Raw genomic sequence first — 17,213 nt, forward strand, 5'->3', positions numbered from 1 at the left:
GGACCTCATCCATCTCCTCGGGTGTCATACCCGATACAAGATCACACGCTACCGATCAGACGGCAGTTGGGCTACCTAACGAAGCCCTACTAGACCCTTTCCAGGATCATGGCGTTGGCGAGTCCGCCCGCCTCGCACATCGTCTGCAACCCGTACCGTGCTCCACGCTCGCGCAGCGCGTGCACCAGGGTGGTCGTCAGCCGGGTGCCGCTCGCGCCCAGCGGGTGGCCGAGGGCGATGGCCCCGCCGTGGACGTTGACCTTGGCGAGGTCGGCGCCCGTCTCCTGCTGCCAGGCCAGGACGACACTGGAGAAGGCCTCGTTCACCTCGAAGAGGTCGATGTCACCGAGCGTCAGACCCGCCTTGCGCAGCACCTTCTCGGTGGCGGGGATGACCCCGGTGAGCATCAGGAGGGGGTCGGAGCCCGTGACCGCGAAGCTGTGCAGCCGGGCGAGCGGGCGCAGGCCGAGCCGGGCCGCGGTCTCGCTGGTGGTGATGAGCACCGCCGAGGCGCCGTCGTTGATCGGGCTCGCGTTGCCGGCGGTGACGTTCCACTCGATCTGCGGGAACCGCTCGGCGAAGCCCGGGTCGTAGTAGGCGGGCTTGAGTCCGGCGAGGATCTCGGGGGTGGTGGAGGGCCTGACGGACTCGTCGCGCGTGAGCCCCTCCAGCGGGGCCGTCTCGGCGGTGAACAGGCCGGCGTCCCACGCGGCCGCGGCCTTGCGGTGGGAGGACGCGGCGAAGGCGTCCATCTGCTCGCGGCTGATCGACCACTTGGCGGCGATCAGCTCGGCACTGATGCCCTGCGGGACGAGGCCCTCCGGGTAGCGCGCGGCGACTCCGGGCCCGAAGGGGTCCTTGCCGGCGGGCACGTTCGACCACATGGGTACGCGGCTCATGGACTCCACGCCGCAGGCCACGACGATGTCGTAGGCGCCCGACAGCACGCCCTGGGCGGCGAAGTGCACGGCCTGCTGGGAGGAGCCGCACTGCCGGTCCACGGTGGTCGCGGGCACCGCCTCCGGGAAGCCCGCGGACAGCGCGGCGTACCGGGTGATGTTCATGGCCTGCTCGCCGACCTGGTCGACGGTGCCGCCGATGACGTCGTCGATGAGCGCCGGGTCGATGCCGGAGCGTTCGACGAGGGTGCGCAGGGTGTGCGCGAGGAGTTCCACGGGGTGGACGGAGGCGAGCGCGCCGTTGGGCTTGCCCTTGCCCACCGGGGTGCGTACGGCTTCCACGATCACGGCGTCACGCATGGTACGGGCCTCCTTGCCCGGTGTGCCGAAGCGGCGTTACCGGTGAGTAGGAAATCTGGATCCACCATAACTCCCAGAGTTTGAAAAACAAACCCTCCCCTAGACTGGACGTATGGCCGCCTCCAGAGATCCGCGCCCCTGCTCCATCGCCGACACGCTGGCCCTCGTCGGCGAGAAGTACTCCCTGCTCGTCCTGCGCGAGGTCTGCCTCGGCAACGGGCGCTTCGACCAGCTCGTGCGCAACATCGGCGCCCCGCGCGATGTCCTCGCCGCGCGGCTCAAGCGCCTGGTGGAGGGCGGGATCCTGACGAAGAGGAAGTACAGCGAGCGCCCGCAGCGCTACGAGTACCGAGCCACGGCCGCGGGCCTGGAGCTGGAGGCGGTGCTGATGACCCTCATGGCATGGGGCGACCGCCATCTCCACGGAGACGACGACCGCCCCATGGTGATCGAGCACGGCTGCGGCCACGCGCTGACCCCGCTCGTCACCTGCTCCGCCTGCGGCGGGGAGGTCCGGCACGGGGAGCTGACGGCACACCCCCAGGCACCGGGCTGGACGGTGCCGGGCCCGGCCGCGGCCTGAGAACTCCATCCAGGAGCCCCGCGCACGCCGCCTCCCGTGGGCCCGGATACGGCGCCGTGCCGTACGGCCCCCGGTGGCGACATACGCCTCCCAGTTGTGGCACCCCACCCTCGCCGGGCGCGGCCCCCTCACAGAGGGGACCGCGCGGCCATGGCAGGCCGGACGGCCTGCGGGCGACCTGCTAGTGCCCCGGCAGGCAACGTTCGCCCCGTCGCGACGCCCGGCACGCTCCCCCAAGCTCTTCGAGCAGGGGGGTACCCCCACTCGCCGCACCGCCCGAAAGTCCAAGTACATCCAGTACGAGGTCTTCCGGCCGGCACGCCGAGAGCACGCACCGGACGCCGCTCCTTAACGGGCAAACGTTGCCTGCCGCGGCACTAGGGCCGCACGTAGGGGCGGGTCATGATCTCCATGTTGTGGCCGTCCGGGTCGTCGAAGTACGCGCCGTGACCGCCGAACAGGCGGTTCGTCCGGCCCGGCTCGGTGTGGCGGGGGTCGGCGTAGTACGTGACTCCGCGCGTCTCCAGTCGGGCGATCATGGTGGTGAACTGCTCTTCCGGCACGAGGAACGCGTAGTGCTGCGACTGGATCGGCTCGTCGCGCTTCTCGTAGTAGTCGAGGGTCACCCCGTTGCCGAGGTCCACGGGCACGAAGGGCCCCATCGGGGCACCGACCTCCAGGCCCAGTATCCCGGCGAGGAACGCGGCCGAAAGGCGCCGGTCCCTCGCGTAGACGGCCGTGTGGTTCAACTGAACGGCGGCGGTGGGAGGTTCATATGTGTGGGGGTGCTGCTGCTCGGATGTCATCAGAAGATCTCTCCGGGTCGTGAGATGCACGGGACGAGGGCGCCGCACGCGGGCGCCGAAGCGGGAACCCGGAGAAGAAGGCGGGGCTCTGGCCCGCCTCGCGCTCACGCCGAGGCCGGGCGCCTCACTCGTGTATGGCCCACGGCCGACCCGGCAGTCACCCGGCCGACTCTAGCGTCGGCCTGGCGTCGGCCGCGGCCCGGGGGACCCGAATTCGGCCGCCTCGGCCCGCGGACCGGCCCACCGGCCGGGGCAGGACCCGGCGCACTGCCGCCCGGCCACCCCAAGCGCTGGTAAAGCCCCGGTGATGGCACCGTCATCCCGGAGCGCTACGCTGCCATCCGACATCCGATCACCGGCCGCCGCACGGCATGCCGCGGCTCGGTGTGCCCGTCGTCGCTTCCACGATCAGCGCTTGGACCCGATCACTCCATGTCTTGGCTTGAATCACTCATCCTCGGACTCGTCCAGGGGCTGACCGAATTCCTCCCCGTCTCCTCCAGTGCCCATCTGCGGCTGACCGCGGCCTTCGCGGGCTGGACGGACCCGGGAGCTGCCTTCACCGCGATCACCCAGATCGGCACGGAGTCCGCCGTGCTGATCTACTTCCGCAAGGACATCGCGAACATCCTCTCCGCCTGGTTCCGTTCGCTGTTCGACAAGACGATGCGGCAGGACCACGACGCGCAGATGGGCTGGCTGGTGATCGTCGGCTCTATACCCATCGGCGTGCTCGGCGTGACCCTGAAGGACCAGATCGAGGGGCCCTTCCGCGATCTGCGGATCACGGCGACCACACTGATCGTCATGGGTGTGATCCTCGGCGTCGCGGACCGGCTCGCGGCGCGTGGCGAGGCCGGCGGCCGGCACCGGCTGCCGAAGCAGCGCAAGACGCTGGCCGATCTGAACGTCAAGGACGGCCTGGTCTTCGGCATCTGCCAGGCGATGGCCCTGATCCCCGGAGTCTCGCGGTCCGGCGCCACGATCAGCGGCGGCCTGTTCCTCGGCTACCGGCGCGAGGCCGCGGCGCGCTACTCCTTCCTCCTCGCCATTCCGGCCGTTCTGGCGTCGGGCGCCTTCGAACTGAAGGACGCCGCGGAGACGGGGCAGGTGAGCTGGGGGCCGACGCTGTTCGCGACGGTCATCGCGTTCGTGTCCGGGTACGCCGTCATCGCCTGGTTCATGAAGTTCATCTCGACCAAGAGCTTCATGCCGTTCGTGTGGTACCGGGTCGGGCTGGGGGTGCTCATCATCGCCCTGGTCGCCGCGGGTGTCCTGAGTCCCCACGCGGCCGAGTCCGCGGGCTGACCGGGCGGGGCGATCGAGCCCTGTCCCTCCCTTGACCGTCTCCCACTCCCCTGTCTGTCGCCCGGGGTGGCGAAGCCCCCTGCGAGCGGCTGACGAGGGGGCGTCGCCCTCAGCCGGAAACGTCGCCCGCGAGCTTCCCCCGCCCGTCCGCCTCGCGGAGGATGGCCGCTCAACCGGACTTGCGCGCCACGCCCCCGTAGAAGCCGATCTCACCGGACCTCGCCGGCACAGGGGTGTCCGGGCGCCAGAACGGGACCTGGGCCAGGCCCGGTTCGACCAGGTCGAAGCCGTCGAAGAAGCGCTCGACCTCGGCGCGGGACCTCAGGTTCAGGGTGGCCGTGGCCTTGTTGTAGACGGCCTGGGCCTCGCTGCGATCGGCGAAGTCGTCCGTGGCGTGCGAGAGCACCAGGAAGCTGCCGGCCGGAAGTGCGTCGCGCAGGGTGGCGACGACCTGCTCGGGCCGCTCCTCGTCGGTGAGGAAGTGCAGGACGGCGACAAGGAGCAGCGCGACCGGCTCGTCGAAGTCGATGACCCGGCGGACGTCAGGGTGGTCCACGACGGACCGCGGGTCGCGCAGGTCGGCGAGCACGATGCTGGTCGCGCCGGAACGGCTGAGCAGCGCGTCGGCATGCACCTTCACGATCGGGTCGTTGTCGACGTACGCGACGCGTACGTCCGGGGCCACCTCGTGGGCGATCTCATGCACGTTCGGCGAGGTCGGCAGCCCGGTGCCGACGTCGAGAAGCTGGCGGACGCCGCTGCCTACAACGTGCCGGACGGCGCGCCGCAGGAAGGCGCGGTTGGCCTGCAGGCCGATCCGCACCTCGGGTGCGGCGGCGGCGAGTTCGTCGCCGGCCCGTTGGTCCACCTCGTAGTTGTCCTTGCCGCCCAGCAGGTAGTCGTAGATCCGCGCAGGGTGCGGCCTGCTGGTGTCGATCTCCTCGGCGCGGAAGCCGTCCTGTCTCACGCTGCACTCCTCTCGACAGCCGCCACGGCCCCATCCGCGAACGCCTGACGACAGCCTCCCACAGCAACTCCCATGCTCACGCCTCCCGTTGCGCCGCAGGCGCCGGTGGGGCCGGCTCGAAGCGCCGCCCCGGTCCTCCACCTCCCGTCCACGGATTCGACCGTGACCAACCACATACCGTGTGCGCAGTCGTACGGTGGCGGGCTGTCACCGTTACCCCTAGGCTTGCCCGCATGTCCCCCGATTTCCAGAGCCCTGGTTCCGCGCGGTCCGCCAACGACCTGAACGAGCGGATCCGCGCGCTATGGCTGCGTGCGGGCGGCTCCCTGTCGACCCAGGAGCGCGCGGAGTACGAGCTGTTGGTCGTGAGGTGGGCCGCGGCGATGCGCGGCGAGGTCATCGAGGCGGCCTGAAGACGCCGCCGAAAGGGCCCGGTTCGGCACGCATGGAGGCAACAGCCGTACCACGACAGGCATTTGTCGGCATCGGGTGGTATTCCGCAGGCGCCGAGAGAGCGCCGCCCGTCCGGGTATCCCTTGAGGCGCGGGCCACATGAGCCCGGGGCCGGCCGGTGCCCCTCTCCCCGCCGCACCCCCTGTGCGCGTGCGCCTCCTTCAGCCGTGCGCCCCCGCGGCCTCCTCGCCCCCCACGGCTCCGAGCGCCGCGCCACGCCCGTCCACCGCACGCCTGGCACAGATGAGGGCGGCGTGTCGACGCGCCACGCCGGGAATACGCCCGATCGGCCCCATGACCTCACACGCCAGACATGTCCGATATGACAGTTATGAAGGGCTGTCAGTACGTTCATCGCAGATCGGCTGCCCGGCCGGCGCCTCTGCGACAGAGAGAAGTGACATGCCCACGCGTACCTTTGCCGTGACCGCAGCCGTAGTGGCCACCGCGGTCCTGGCCACCACCGGCCTCACCTACGCCGCGACCGTCGAATCCACCGAGGCGGCCCCGCCCGCGAAGCACGCGGCCCAAAAGGCAGCGCACGCCGTCCGTCCCGCCCCGAAGGCCGCGCATGCCCGGCATGCAGCCCCGGCGGCCCCGGCCGCCCCGGCCGCGAACGGTGGCGGCGACGCCCATGACAGAAGCGACGAGGGCGGCTCGAAGAAGGGCCACGACCGCCGCCGTCACCACCGCGGGCCGGGTTGGATCCACTTCAACGAACGGACGTACTCCGCCGCCCCGGAGGGCTGTATCACCGCGGCGAGCGGGCTCGGCTCCAGCAGTTTCAGCATCGACAACGACAGCGACAAGTTCGTTGAGGTCTACCGTGGTTTCACGTGCGACAACGGCGCCCCGGTCGCCACCGTCGGTCCCCGCGGCAGCACCTTCGGCGTCGTACCCAGCACCTCGGGCGAGGGCGACTTCCTGAACGGGGACGAGTTCTTCCGCGCGAGCATGTTCAGTGACGACAACGTCGCGGGCAGTTTCCGGGTGGTCGGCCGCGAAGACATGTGGTGACCGCGCCCCCGCCGCACCGCGGCCCCACCCCGCCGCCCGCCCACGCCCCGGGCGGCTGCCCGAAACCCCGCGCACACCCCTTGGCTGCGCATCCCGCGTCCCCAACACTGAGCCGATGACCCAGCGCGTGAACCTCGCGACCGTGATGGACCGCCTGGCCGTCGACGGACTCGTCACCGAGTACGCGGCAGCCGTGGACGACGGAGACTGGGAGGCGTACCGAGAACTGTTCACCCCGGACGGACGGGCCGACTACCGCTCGGCCGGCGGCATCGAGGGGGACGCCGGTCAGGTCGCCGGATGGCTGGAGCGGAGCATGCGGCCGTTCCCGGTGCGCCAACACCTGATCGTGAACCGGCACGTACGCTTCGGCACCCTCGCGCACGACGTCGGCGACACCGCCCGGGTCCGGGCCGACTACCTCAACCCGATGCGTCTCGCGGAGTCGAAGCGCCTTTCGGGGTCGAAGCGTCTCCCGGGGACGGACGACGGCCCGTCCGCGCCGGACCTCGTGTGCGGCGGCCGGTACGCGTTCGCGTTTGTGCGGACGGAGGAGGGGTGGCGGCTGCACGAGGTGGTCGCCCGGGAGAAATGGCGCAGCCTCCCGCGGCAGCCTCGTGAGGACCCGGCCACCTGAGCGCGCCCCACCGCCGTGCGCCCAGGCCCTCTGTCGTGGATCTTCCCCAGCGCGCACACTGGAGACATGCACCGGGGTGGAATGCGCCGCATGAGGATGCCCGACGACTGGCTCGCCTCCCGCTGGTGGCGCGGTGCCGCCGCCGTGCTCGCGGGCGCGCTGCCGGTGTTCGCCTTCCCCGCGCCGTCCTGGTGGTGGTTCGCGTACGTCGCCCTGGTCCCGTGGATCCTGCTCGTCCGGTCCGCGCCGACCCCGAGGCGGGCCGCGTACGACGGCTGGCTCGGCGGCTTCGGTTTCATGACCGCCGTGCACCACTGGCTGATACCGAGTCTGAACGTCTTCACCTTCGTCATCGCGGCGCTGCTCGGGGCGCTGTGGGCGCCCTGGGGCGTCCTGGTGCGGCGCTTCCTGGGCGGGATGCCCTCGCCCAGGCGGTTGGCCGCCGCCCTTCTCGTCCTGCCCTCCGGCTGGCTGGTGGTCGAGCTGGTCCGCTCGTGGCAGGGGCTCGGCGGGCCCTGGGGGCTGCTCGGCTCCAGCCAGTGGCAGGTGGCGCCCGCGCTGCGCCTGGCCTCCATCGGCGGGGTCTGGCTGCTGAGCTTCCTGGTCGTGGGCGTCAACATCGCCCTGGCGATGCTCGTGGCGGTGCGGGCGTCGCGCGTGGTGGCCGTGGCCGGGCTCGTCGTGACGGCCACGGCGGCATCGGCGGCATGGGCCTGGTCGCCGCGCCCGGACGTCGATGGACGGGTGCGCGTCGCCGTCGTCCAGCCGGGCGTCATAGCCGGCACGGACAGCGGCACCAGACGGTTCGAGCGCGAGGAGCAGCTGACCCGTCGTCTCGCCGGGCAGGACGTGGACCTCGTCGTGTGGGGCGAGAGCAGCGTCGGCTTCGACCTCGCGCAGCGGCCCGATCTGACGGACCGGGTCGCTGCGTTGTCGCGGCTGGTGAAGTCCGACATCCTCGTCAACGTCGACGCCCGCCGCTCCGACCGCCCCGGCATCTACAAGAGTTCCGTGCTCATCGGCCCGCACGGTCCGACGGGCGAACGCTACGACAAGATGCGGCTGGTTCCGTTCGGCGAGTACATACCGGCGCGGTCCGTGCTCGGCTGGGCCACCTCGGTCGGCAAGGCGGCCCCCGAGGACCGCAGGCGCGGCACCGAACAGGTGATCATGAACGCCGGTCACGGACTGCGCGTGGGCCCGATGGTCTGCTTCGAGTCCGCGTTCCCGGACATGAGCCGCCATCTCGCCGAGGACGGGGCCGAGCTGCTGCTCGCCCAGTCGTCGACGTCGACGTTCCAGCACAGCTGGGCGCCCGAACAGCACGCCTCACTGGCCGCGCTGCGCGCCGCGGAGACCGGCCGCCCGATGGTGCACGCCACCCTGACCGGCGTCTCCGCCGTCTACGGCCCGGGCGGTGAACGCGTCGGCTCCTGGCTCGGCACCGGCCGGAGCGCGTCGGTGGTCTACGACGTCCCGCTCGCCCACGGAGTCACGCCCTACGACCGCTACGGCGACTGGCCGGTCTACGGGGCCCTGCTGGTGATCGCCGCGCTGGGCGCCGCGGAGGGCGTCCGGGCGCTCAGCGCACGGCGGAACGCTCCAGCACCGCAGCGACCACCCGCTCGCACAGCTCATGGGTCGCCAGTGCGTCACGGGCGCTGAGCGCCTTGCCGGCCCGGACGGCGTCGAGGAAGGCGAGTGCGGCCTGCTCGATACCGCGCTGCCGGGCCACCGGCACCCAGTCCCCGCGCCGCCGCACGGTCGGCTGGCCCTTGTGGTCGATGATCTCGGCGAGGTTGAGCACCTGCCGCTTGGTGTCCTGCCCGGAGACCTCCAGGATCTCCTCCGCCGAGCCGCTGAGCCGGTTCATCACGCCGAGCGCGGTGAACCCGTCGCCGGCGAGCTGGAGCACCACATGGTGCAGCAGACCGCCCTCGACACGGGCCCGTACCGTCACGTCGTCGACCGGTCCCGGGACCAGGAACCGCAGCGTGTCGACGACATGGATGAAGTCGTCGAGGATCATGGTGCGGGGCTCCTCGGGCAGCCCGACGCGGTTCTTCTGCATCAGGATCAGCTCGCGCGGATGGTCGGCGCACTGCACGTACCCGGGTGCGTAACGCCGGTTGAAGCCCACCGCCAGACCGGTGTTCCGTTCCTCCGCGAGCCGCACCAGCCGTTCGGAGTCGGCGAGTTCGTAGGCGAGGGGCTTGTCGACGTAGGTGGGGACGCCCGCCTCCAGGAGCCGGGCGACGATCTCGGGGTGGGCGACGGTGGGCGCGTGCACGAACGCCGCGTCGAGGTTCTGGTCGAGGAGTGCGTCCAGACCGGCGTGCCGTTGCCGCTCGGGCAGGTGCAGACCGTCGGCGACACGGTGCAGGGTCGCGGGGGTCCGGGTCTGGAGGTGCAGTTCGATTCCCGGCTGCAGCGCGAGCACCGGCAGGTACGCCTTCTGCGCGATGTCACCGAGTCCGATGCAGCCGACCTTCACGTGGGTGTCTCCTGGGATTGCCTGCGAGTGCCTCGTCGGAAGCATACGGCCGCCGTACGGCGAGGTCGCCGGCGGCCGCCCGCCCCGCGGAAATGCGTGGCGGGGACGGGCGGGGTGCGCCAGGATGCGGCCATGACCACCCAACGCACCGAACCCGCCCAGAACGCCGGTGAACGAGCCATGCTCGAAGGCTGGCTCGACTACCACCGCCAGACACTCGCGTGGAAGTGCGAGGGCCTCACCGACGCCCAGCTCAGGACCGCCGCGGTGGAACCGTCCGAGCTGTCCTTGATGGGGCTGGTGCGGCACATGGCGGAAGTGGAGCGCGGCTGGTTCCGCAAGGTGCTCGTCGGTGACGACCCCGGCCCCCTCTACTTCAGCGACGAGGACGAGGACGGGGACTTCCACCTCACCGAGGACGACACCTGGGCAGAGGCGTACGCCACCTGGCAGGGGGAGATCGAGATCGCCCGGCGCCAGGCCGCCCGATTCGCTCTGGACGACCTCTCCGAGGGCCGGAGCAGGTTCACCGACGAGCCCTTCAACCTGCGCTGGATCTACACCCACATGATCGAGGAGTACGCCCGTCACAACGGGCACGCCGATCTGATCCGCGAGCGGATCGACGGGGCCACCGGGGACTGAGGTCACCCGTGCGGGGCATGCTCCGCCCGTCCGCGCCCCAAAGCCCGCCGAAACCAGCAGAGTTGCGCGGGTGCATCGAACGACGACGCGTGCAGCGTTCCTGGTCACCGTGGCCGTCTCGGCCCTCACCGGCTGTGTGACCCTCCAGCGGCCGTCCGCTCCGCTCCCGCCTCGGGCGCCCTCGCAGTCCTCGGCTCCGCGGGCGGACGGCGACATGGCGCCCCGGGTGGTGCAGGCCCCGGCGCGGGAGGCGCTGGAGATGGTCGGGGCCTCCCGTCCTCCGTCACCGGCCGCCGACGGGCATCGCATGCCCCGGTCGGCCTCGGCCACCGCGCGGACGGCCGTCCCGCACCAGCGCTCCACGTCTGCGCACCCGGGACGCGAGCGGCCCGGACCCCGCATCGAGGTGCCACCGATGGCGCCCGGACTGCTCGCCGGGAACCCGGACGTGTGCGCGCTCGGCCGCAGCTACGGAGGGTGGCGGCGAGGCAGCCCGGAGGCGGACATCTGCCGGAGCGCCTACGGCCGGTGAGCGGACCCGTCCGCAGAGACAGTTGGCCGATGAGCGGAGGCGGCCAGAGAGGCGGCTACGGTCGGTGAGCGGAGACCGCCGCAGAAACACCCGCGCCCGCGAGCCGGCCCGGCTGCCAAGGCGCCTACGGCCGGTGAGCGGCCCCGGCATCACGCGCCCCGCACAAGGGCCGGCCCGCCGCCCCGAGCCGGTGATGCCCGGCGTTCACGACCGGCGTCTGGGCGGTCCCAGGGTCTCTCCGCCCGGGCCCTTCGGGGGCCCCGGCTCGGGTGGGCTGTTCGTCGGTGGCTCCGTTGCGAGCCGCCGCTCCAGGCGGGCGATCGCCGTCCTGATGCCGGCGCCGTAGCCGTCGTCGCCCAGGGCGCCGGCCGCGCCGCGCGCCCGGCTCAGATGGGTGCGCGCGGCCTCGCAGCGGCCCAGCTTCACATAGTCCGCGGCCAGGTTCAGATGCAGGGAGGGGAAGAACGCGCGCACGGCGAGCGCCCCGTCGTGCGCGGCGAGGCGTTCGTCGCTGAGTTCCTCGGCGGCTGACAGCGCCCTCAGATCCCAGGCCAGCTCGTCCGCCGGGTCGTCCTGGGTGTCCGCCATGTAGTGCGCCACCGTGCAGCGGTGCAGCGGGTCGCCGTCCTCGCCGATCTCGGCCCACAGCCCCAGGAAGCGGTCCCGGGCCTCCTCGCGGTCTCCGCCGTGGTGCAGCATGACGACCTGACCGATCCGGCTCATCAGGGCGTCCGGCGCCGCCTGCCCCTGTCGCTTCGCCACCGCGTCCTCCACGCTCGTCGCCCATTACCACGACGCTAACCGCCCCCGCCGACAATCACGCTCAGGCGGCTCCGCAGGGCGCTGGGCCAAGCCGGTGACGGCGCGGGACGTCCGATGGCCGGGCGGATCCGGACCGGGATCCGAACCCGCCCCGCGCCGCGCCGTCTCACCCGAGGTCGGGAATCGTCCAGTCGATCGGCTCGTGCCCCTGCCGGGCCACCGCCTCGTTGATCTGCGTGAACGGGCGCGATCCGAAGAACTTCTTCGCGGACAGCGGCGAGGGGTGCGCACCCTTGACGACGACATGCCGGGTCTCGTCGATGAGGGGCAGCTTCTTCTGGGCGTAGTTGCCCCAGAGCACGAACACCGCCGGATCCGGCCGGTCGGCCACGGCGCGGATCACCGCGTCCGTGAACCTCTCCCAGCCCTTGCCCTTGTGCGAGTTCGCCTCACCGGCACGCACCGTGAGCACCGCGTTCAGCAGCAGCACGCCCTGCTCGGCCCACGGCATGAGATAGCCGTTGTCCGGGATCGGCGTGCCCAGCTCCTGCTGCATCTCCTTGTAGATGTTCCGCAGCGAGGGCGGCGTCTTCACCCCGGGGCGCACGGAGAAGCAGAGGCCGTGTCCCTGGCCCTCGCCGTGGTACGGGTCCTGGCCGAGGATGAGCACCTTCACCTTGTCGTACGGCGTGGCGTCGAGCGCGGCGAAGACCTCCTCGCGGGGAGGGTAGACGGGACCCTTGGCGCGCTCCTCCTCGACGAACTCCGTCAGCTCCTTGAAGTAGGGCTGCTGCAGTTCGTCGCCCAGAACGCCCCGCCAGGACTCCGGCAGCATGGCGATGTCGGTCACGTCAACTTCCTCCGATGTGCGGTCACTTCCAGGTCAAGAACCTACAGGCGACCACTGACAACCGGGGCCGCGGCCCCGCCCGGGGCCCGGTCTACCAGCTGGTTTTGCGGGACAGCTCCCACATCATCATGATCGTCGACGGGTCCAGGGACCGCTCCCCGCCGGAGATGTCCTCGCTGGCCGCGACGTACTGCTTGCCCTGCCACAGCGGCAGCAGCCGGGCGTCGTCGACGAGGATCTGCTGGGCCTCCTCGAACTCCTTGACCACCTTCGCACGGTCGCTCTCGCGCCGGGACTCGGGCAGCAGCGCCCCGGTGATCCTCGGTGCCGGGTAGGGCGTGCCGAGCGCGTTCTGCTCGCCCACGAAGGGTGCGATGAAGTTCTCGGCGTCCGGGAAGTCGGGGAACCAGCCGCGCCCGAACACCGGGTACGCGCCCTTGCGGTAGCCCTCCACGTAGGTCTTCCAGGGGCGGCTCTCCAGGGTGACGGTGAACAGGCCCGAGCTCTCGAGCTGGCTCTTGAGCTCCTGGAACTCCGGGCCGGTCTCGGAGCCGTAGCGGTCGGTGGTGTACCAGAGGGTGAGCGGAACCCTGCCGGTGATGCCCGCGTCCGCCAGGATCTTGCGCGCCCTGGGGGTACTGGGGTTCCCGTAGTCGTCGAAGTAGCCCGTGGTGTGGCCGGTGAGCCCCTTGGGCACCATCGAGTACAGCGGGTCCACGGTGCCCTTGTACACCTTGTGGGCGATCGCCGGGCGGTCGACGATCTGGGCGACGGCACGGCGCACGGCACGTCTGCCCGCCCAGGCGTCCTTCGGGTTGAACACCAGGTAGCTGATCTCGGTGCCGGCGCCCTCGATCAGCTGGAGCGACTCCTTGGACGCCTTGTTCTGCAGGGAGACGATGTCGGGGGCGGCCAGCCCCCGGTAGGTGACGTCGATCCGCTTCGACCGCAGCGCGGAGACCATCGCGCCCGAGTCCTGGAAGTAGCGGATGGTGACCGCGGTGTTGCGGCGCTCGGCGAACCCCTTGTAGCGGGTGTTGCGCACGAGTTCGGCCTGCTTGCCCTCCTCGTACGACGTGAGGCGGTAGGGGCCGGAGCCGAGGGCCTTGCCGTCCTTGCGCAGCGAGTGGGCCGGATAGGCGTCGGGGTCGACGATCGACATGGCGGGGGTGGCCAGCACGAAGGGGAAGGTGGCGTCGGGCTTGTTGAGATGGAAGACGATGTCGCGGTCGCCGCGCGTGGTGATGTGGTCGAGGCTGCCCAGCAGGCCCGCGGGACCGCCCGGCAGGTTGATCGTGCGGATCCGGTCGATGGAGTACTTCACGGCGCGCGCGTCCAGCGCTCTGCCGTCGGAGAAGGTCATGCCCTTGCGCAGCACGCAGTGGTAGACGCGGTTCGTTCCGTCGGTGAAGGCGCAGAAGTCGGCGGCGTCGGGCCCGGGCACCGACGCACCGGTCGGGTAGCTCAGCAGGGTCTGGTAGATGTTGCGGAACAGCTCCCAGGAGCCGTCCCAGGACGCGGCCGGATCGAGCGTACTGGGGGCGCTGGTGGTGCCCACGACGATCGGCTCCTTGTCGTCGGAGGAACCCGAGGAGAGCGCGCCGCAGCCGGCCACCAGGGACATGGACGTAATCGCCGCAAGCCGACGCAGACAACGGTTCCGGTTGAGCACGCGCGCACTCCTCGATCAGCCGTTCCAGAGGTTGGCGGCAGACCCTACCGCAGCCCCAGGCCGCCGGGACCGGGTTCGCGGAGGGCTTGTGATCAGCGCGTATATGACGACGTTGTCATCCGTCCGGGTGTCTCGGATACGTCGGCACGGGCGCCCATTGTGTCAACGGACGCCCGTGCCGACGGCTCACCTCGTCAGACCCCGGCGTTCAGGAACATGCCGCCGTCGACGACGAGCGTCTGGCCGGTGATCCAGTCGGACTGGTCCGACGTCAGGAACGCGGCGGCGCCGCCGATGTCCGCGGGCATACCGAGCCGGCCGAGCGGGTAGGCCGCGGCGGCCTCCGCCTCCCGGCCCTCGTACAGGGCCTGCGCGAACTTCGTCTTCACGACGGCCGGGGCGATGGCGTTGACCCGCACCAGGGGCGCGTACTCATGGGCGAGCTGCATGGTCAGATTCATCATGGCGGCCTTGCTGATGCCATAGGCGCCTATGAACGGCGAGGCGGACAGACCGGCCACCGAGGCGATGTTGACGATCGCGCCGCCGTTGTCCTTCTGCCAGGCGTGCCAGGTCCGCTGGGCGAAGGCGAGCGCCGAGACGACGTTGGTCTCGAACACCTTGCGCGCCACATTGAGGTCGAGGTCGGCGATCGGGCCGAAGACCGGGTTCGTCCCGGCGTTGTTGACCAGGAAGTCGACCCGGCCGAAGGCCTCCATGGTGCGCTGCACGGCGACCGCCTGGTGGGCCTCGTCGTGCGCCTTGCCGGCGACACCGATGACGCGGTCGGCGCCGAGCCGGTCGACGGCCTCCTTGAGGGCGTCCTCGGAACGTCCGGTGATGCACACCCGGTCGCCACGGGCGACGAACGCCTCGGCGACGCCGTAGCCGATGCCGCGGCTGGCGCCCGTCACGAGGGCGACCTTGCCGGAGAGTTCGGGCAGTTCGGTCATGTCCGTGTTCTCCCGGGTCCTAGTCGAGCGGTCCGCCGGCCACGTACAGCACCTGGCCGGAGACGAATCCGGCGGCCTCGCCCGTGAAGAAGGCGACCGCGTTGGCGATGTCCTCGGGCTCGCCGACGCGCTGCACGGGGATCTGGGTGGCGGCCGCGGCCTTGAAGTCCTCGAAGCCCATGCCGACCCGCTCGGCGGTGGCCTTGGTCATCTCGGTGGCGATGAAACCGGGGGCGACGGCGTTGGCGGTGACGCCGAACTTGCCCAGCTCCTTGGCCAGGGTCTTGGTGAAGCCCTGCAGACCGGCCTTGGCGGCGGAGTAGTTCACCTGGCCGCGGTTGCCGAGCGCGGAGGACGAGGAGAGGTTGACGATCCGGCCGAAGTGCGCGTCGACCATGTGCTTCTGACAGGCCCGCGACATCAGGAAGGCGCCGCGCAGGTGCACGCTCATGACGGTGTCCCACTCCGAGACGCTCATCTTGAACAGCAGGTTGTCGCGGAGCACACCCGCGTTGTTGACGAGGATCGTCGGCGCGCCCAACTCCTCGGCGATACGGGCCACGGCCGCCTCGACCTGCGCCTCGTCCGAGACGTCGCAGCCGACGGCGAGGGCCGTGCCGCCCGCGGCGGTGATCTTCTCGACGGTGTCCTTGCAGGCGGCCTCGTCGAGGTCGATCACCGCGACGGCACGGCCCTCGGCGGCCAGCCGTACGGCGGTGGCGGCGCCGATGCCGCGCGCACCGCCGGTGACCACGGCGACCCGCTGCTCAGTGGTGGACATTGCTGGTTCTCCTCGCCCTTGGAAAGCCCCGAACACCTTCGGAACGCCTGCGGCTCCCGCGATACGCCCTACGGGTGAGCGACCGCTTAGTACCTTCAGCAGACGTGACGCTAGAAGCCCTGGCACCCGGTGTCAATGGCACACCGGGTGCGTGTGATCCATTACCTCACCAGGAGGTCGAGCAACCGCTCGGTCTCGGCCGCCGGGTCGGTGGTCAGTCCGGTGTGCACCGGCCCGGGCTGGACGACCGTCGAGCGGGGCGCGATCAGCCAGCGGAAGCGCCGTCCGGCGTCGTCGCGCGCCGCCTGCCCGGCCGACGCGCCGCCCGCGCACACACTCTCGACGGCGCGCAGCGCGGCCCGCACGCCCGCCACGTTCGCTTCGGGGTCGAGGGCCAGCAACCGGGCCTCGTCCAGGTGGGTGCGGGCGCCGACGTAGGCCTTGGCCCGGCAGTAGACGAGCACGCCCGCGTTGATGCACTCCCCGCGCTCCACCCGCGGCACGACCCGGAGCAGGGCGTACTCGAAAACATCCCGGTCGCTCGCCCGGCTGCCCCTGATGATGTGGCGCTCGCTCACCGCGCCTCCTCGATTCCGTTGATGCGTTCGTGGACGACGGCGGCGCGGGCGAGCAGCGGCCGGGCGTACGCGCGGCGCAGCGCGTCCGGGGTGTCGAAGCCGGGCTCGCCGGTGAGCCACTCGTCGGGGATCTCGGCGGTCACCTCGGCCAGCAACTCCTCGGTGACGAGGGGTGCCAGCGCGGCGGCCGCGCCCGCGACATCGGGTGCGAACGGGACCAGGGCGTGGTCGGAGGCGTCGTAGGGCCGCGCGGCGGAGGTCTCGGCGCCGGGCCAGTTGTGGTGCCAGATCATGGTGGCGCCGTGGTCGATGAGCCACAGGCCGTCGTGCCACATCAGCAGGTTGGGGTTGCGCCAGGAGCGGTCGACGTTGCCCACCAGCGCGTCGAACCAGACGATCCGCCCGGCCTCCTCGGAACCGATCGCGAACGCGAGCGGGTCGTAGCCGATCGCGCCGCTGAGGAAGTCCATCCCGAGGTTGAGCCCGCCACTCCCCTTGAGGAGTTCCTGCACCTCCTGGTCCGGCTCGCCGAGGCCCAGGTCGGGATCGAGGCCGACCGTCACCAGCCGGGGCACCCGGAAGCCCAGCCGGCGGGCGAGTTCACCGCTGACGACCTCGGCGACGAGGGTCTTGCGGCCCTGACCCGCGCCGGTGAACTTCATGACGTAGTTCCCGAGGTCGTCGGCCTCGACGAGTCCCGGCAGCGAGCCGCCCTCACGCAGGGGCGTGATGTAGCGGGTCGCGATGACTTCCTTGAGCATCGCCCCAGGTTACTGGCGCGCCGACGGCGGCCGACGGCGGCCCGTCGGACGCCGCGTCCCCCTGACAGCGGAACCACGGCCGTGTCTGACGCCCGCCTGGTCTCGGAGCGGTCAAGATCTCGGCACCATCTGAACAGCGACTGACCGTAGGCCGT

At 71.2% G+C, this 17,213-nt stretch carries 19 protein-coding genes; 8 read left to right on the forward strand and 11 right to left on the reverse strand.

The genetic code is table 11. The features are described from left to right. Window positions 1-89: 89 nt before the first annotated feature. A complete protein-coding gene (locus ACWD5Q_RS31780; RefSeq protein WP_451430535.1) occupies window positions 90-1,259 on the reverse strand; it encodes a thiolase family protein in 1,170 nt (389 codons plus the stop codon). Window positions 1,260-1,371: 112 nt separating this feature from the next. Here ACWD5Q_RS31780 and ACWD5Q_RS31785 point away from each other — a divergent pair, with 112 nt between their 5' ends. Next, the gene (locus ACWD5Q_RS31785) at window positions 1,372-1,842 is read left to right on the forward strand and encodes a winged helix-turn-helix transcriptional regulator (RefSeq protein WP_451430536.1); all 471 of its coding nucleotides are present in this window, start codon (window positions 1,372-1,374) and stop codon (window positions 1,840-1,842) included. Window positions 1,843-2,219: 377 nt separating this feature from the next. Here the strand turns inward: ACWD5Q_RS31785 and ACWD5Q_RS31790 are convergent, their stop codons facing one another. After that, window positions 2,220-2,648 carry a VOC family protein gene (locus tag ACWD5Q_RS31790; RefSeq protein WP_451430537.1) on the reverse strand — a complete coding sequence of 143 codons (429 nt, stop codon included), beginning with the start codon at window positions 2,646-2,648 and terminating at the stop codon, window positions 2,220-2,222. Window positions 2,649-3,080: 432 nt separating this feature from the next. Between ACWD5Q_RS31790 and ACWD5Q_RS31795 the strand changes: the two genes are divergently transcribed. Continuing rightward, window positions 3,081-3,956, forward strand: a complete 876-nt coding sequence (locus ACWD5Q_RS31795) for an undecaprenyl-diphosphate phosphatase (protein ID WP_451430538.1) — start codon at window positions 3,081-3,083, stop codon at window positions 3,954-3,956. Window positions 3,957-4,125: 169 nt separating this feature from the next. Here the strand turns inward: ACWD5Q_RS31795 and ACWD5Q_RS31800 are convergent, their stop codons facing one another. Continuing rightward, window positions 4,126-4,923, reverse strand: a complete 798-nt coding sequence (locus tag ACWD5Q_RS31800) for an SAM-dependent methyltransferase (RefSeq protein ID WP_451430539.1) — start codon at window positions 4,921-4,923, stop codon at window positions 4,126-4,128. A 233-nt stretch (window positions 4,924-5,156) separates the two neighbouring features. Here ACWD5Q_RS31800 and ACWD5Q_RS31805 point away from each other — a divergent pair, with 233 nt between their 5' ends. From ACWD5Q_RS31805 to lnt, 4 genes are all read left to right on the forward strand, one after another. After that, a complete protein-coding gene (locus tag ACWD5Q_RS31805) occupies window positions 5,157-5,336 on the forward strand; it encodes a hypothetical protein (RefSeq protein ID WP_451430540.1) in 180 nt (59 codons plus the stop codon). A 442-nt stretch (window positions 5,337-5,778) separates the two neighbouring features. Next, window positions 5,779-6,393: a hypothetical protein gene (locus ACWD5Q_RS31810; protein WP_451430541.1), complete on the forward strand. Its 615-nt coding sequence runs from the start codon at window positions 5,779-5,781 to the stop codon at window positions 6,391-6,393. Between the two features lie 115 nt (window positions 6,394-6,508). After that, the gene (locus ACWD5Q_RS31815; protein WP_451430542.1) at window positions 6,509-7,030 is read left to right on the forward strand and encodes a nuclear transport factor 2 family protein; all 522 of its coding nucleotides are present in this window, start codon (window positions 6,509-6,511) and stop codon (window positions 7,028-7,030) included. Between the two features lie 90 nt (window positions 7,031-7,120). Further along, a complete protein-coding gene (gene lnt / locus ACWD5Q_RS31820; protein WP_451430543.1) occupies window positions 7,121-8,695 on the forward strand; it encodes an apolipoprotein N-acyltransferase in 1,575 nt (524 codons plus the stop codon). Here the strand turns inward: lnt and ACWD5Q_RS31825 are convergent. Beyond that, a complete protein-coding gene (locus ACWD5Q_RS31825; protein ID WP_451430544.1) occupies window positions 8,613-9,524 on the reverse strand; it encodes a Gfo/Idh/MocA family protein in 912 nt (303 codons plus the stop codon). The two genes, lnt and ACWD5Q_RS31825, sit on opposite strands and share 83 nt — an antisense overlap. 132 nt (window positions 9,525-9,656) lie before the next feature. Between ACWD5Q_RS31825 and ACWD5Q_RS31830 the strand changes: the two genes are divergently transcribed. Together ACWD5Q_RS31830 and ACWD5Q_RS31835 are read left to right on the forward strand one after the other, a co-directional pair. Then, entirely contained in the window at window positions 9,657-10,169 is a 513-nt protein-coding gene (locus ACWD5Q_RS31830) for a DinB family protein (protein WP_451430545.1), read from the forward strand. A 70-nt stretch (window positions 10,170-10,239) separates the two neighbouring features. Further along, window positions 10,240-10,701, forward strand: a complete 462-nt coding sequence (locus ACWD5Q_RS31835) for a hypothetical protein (protein ID WP_451430546.1) — start codon at window positions 10,240-10,242, stop codon at window positions 10,699-10,701. 204 nt (window positions 10,702-10,905) lie between these two features. Here the strand turns inward: ACWD5Q_RS31835 and ACWD5Q_RS31840 are convergent, their stop codons facing one another. From ACWD5Q_RS31840 to ACWD5Q_RS31870, 7 genes are all read right to left on the reverse strand, one after another. Then, on the reverse strand, window positions 10,906-11,463 hold the full coding sequence (locus ACWD5Q_RS31840) for a hypothetical protein (protein WP_451430547.1): 558 nt from the start codon (window positions 11,461-11,463) through the stop codon (window positions 10,906-10,908). A 166-nt stretch (window positions 11,464-11,629) separates the two neighbouring features. Beyond that, complete coding sequence (locus ACWD5Q_RS31845) at window positions 11,630-12,313, reverse strand: uracil-DNA glycosylase (protein WP_451430548.1); 684 nt, start codon at window positions 12,311-12,313, stop codon at window positions 11,630-11,632. 91 nt (window positions 12,314-12,404) lie between these two features. After that, window positions 12,405-13,985, reverse strand: a complete 1,581-nt coding sequence (locus ACWD5Q_RS31850; RefSeq protein WP_451430549.1) for an ABC transporter substrate-binding protein — start codon at window positions 13,983-13,985, stop codon at window positions 12,405-12,407. A gap of 194 nt (window positions 13,986-14,179) precedes the next feature. Beyond that, window positions 14,180-14,938 (reverse strand): SDR family oxidoreductase, encoded by a 759-nt coding sequence (locus tag ACWD5Q_RS31855; RefSeq protein WP_451430550.1) that lies wholly within the window; start codon window positions 14,936-14,938, stop codon window positions 14,180-14,182. Window positions 14,939-14,957: 19 nt separating this feature from the next. Continuing rightward, a complete protein-coding gene (fabG, locus tag ACWD5Q_RS31860) occupies window positions 14,958-15,719 on the reverse strand; it encodes a 3-oxoacyl-ACP reductase FabG (protein ID WP_451430551.1) in 762 nt (253 codons plus the stop codon). Window positions 15,720-15,880: 161 nt separating this feature from the next. Further along, a complete protein-coding gene (locus tag ACWD5Q_RS31865; protein ID WP_451430552.1) occupies window positions 15,881-16,297 on the reverse strand; it encodes a DUF3037 domain-containing protein in 417 nt (138 codons plus the stop codon). Further along, window positions 16,294-17,058, reverse strand: coding sequence for a HipA family kinase (locus tag ACWD5Q_RS31870; protein WP_451430553.1), 765 nt, complete (start codon window positions 17,056-17,058; stop codon window positions 16,294-16,296). Before ACWD5Q_RS31870 ends, ACWD5Q_RS31865 begins: the two co-directional genes overlap by 4 nt. Window positions 17,059-17,213 lie beyond the last annotated feature (155 nt).

This window comes from Streptomyces sp. NPDC002513 (genome assembly GCF_053595355.1).

Excerpts from the sequence above, each read along its gene's own strand:
- ACWD5Q_RS31870 (WP_451430553.1), bottom strand. The coding sequence starts at position 17,058 with ATGCTCAAGGAAGTCATCGCGACCCGCTACATCACGCCCCTGCGTGAG.
- lnt (WP_451430543.1), top strand. The coding sequence starts at position 7,121 with ATGAGGATGCCCGACGACTGGCTCGCCTCCCGCTGGTGGCGCGGTGCC.
- fabG (WP_451430551.1), bottom strand. The coding sequence starts at position 15,719 with ATGTCCACCACTGAGCAGCGGGTCGCCGTGGTCACCGGCGGTGCGCGC.
- ACWD5Q_RS31780 (WP_451430535.1), bottom strand. The coding sequence starts at position 1,259 with ATGCGTGACGCCGTGATCGTGGAAGCCGTACGCACCCCGGTGGGCAAG.
- ACWD5Q_RS31795 (WP_451430538.1), top strand. The coding sequence starts at position 3,081 with ATGTCTTGGCTTGAATCACTCATCCTCGGACTCGTCCAGGGGCTGACC.
- ACWD5Q_RS31855 (WP_451430550.1), bottom strand. The coding sequence starts at position 14,938 with ATGACCGAACTGCCCGAACTCTCCGGCAAGGTCGCCCTCGTGACGGGC.
- ACWD5Q_RS31815 (WP_451430542.1), top strand. The coding sequence starts at position 6,509 with ATGACCCAGCGCGTGAACCTCGCGACCGTGATGGACCGCCTGGCCGTC.
- ACWD5Q_RS31810 (WP_451430541.1), top strand. The coding sequence starts at position 5,779 with ATGCCCACGCGTACCTTTGCCGTGACCGCAGCCGTAGTGGCCACCGCG.
- ACWD5Q_RS31830 (WP_451430545.1), top strand. The coding sequence starts at position 9,657 with ATGACCACCCAACGCACCGAACCCGCCCAGAACGCCGGTGAACGAGCC.
- ACWD5Q_RS31790 (WP_451430537.1), bottom strand. The coding sequence starts at position 2,648 with ATGACATCCGAGCAGCAGCACCCCCACACATATGAACCTCCCACCGCC.
- ACWD5Q_RS31805 (WP_451430540.1), top strand. The coding sequence starts at position 5,157 with ATGTCCCCCGATTTCCAGAGCCCTGGTTCCGCGCGGTCCGCCAACGAC.
- ACWD5Q_RS31785 (WP_451430536.1), top strand. The coding sequence starts at position 1,372 with ATGGCCGCCTCCAGAGATCCGCGCCCCTGCTCCATCGCCGACACGCTG.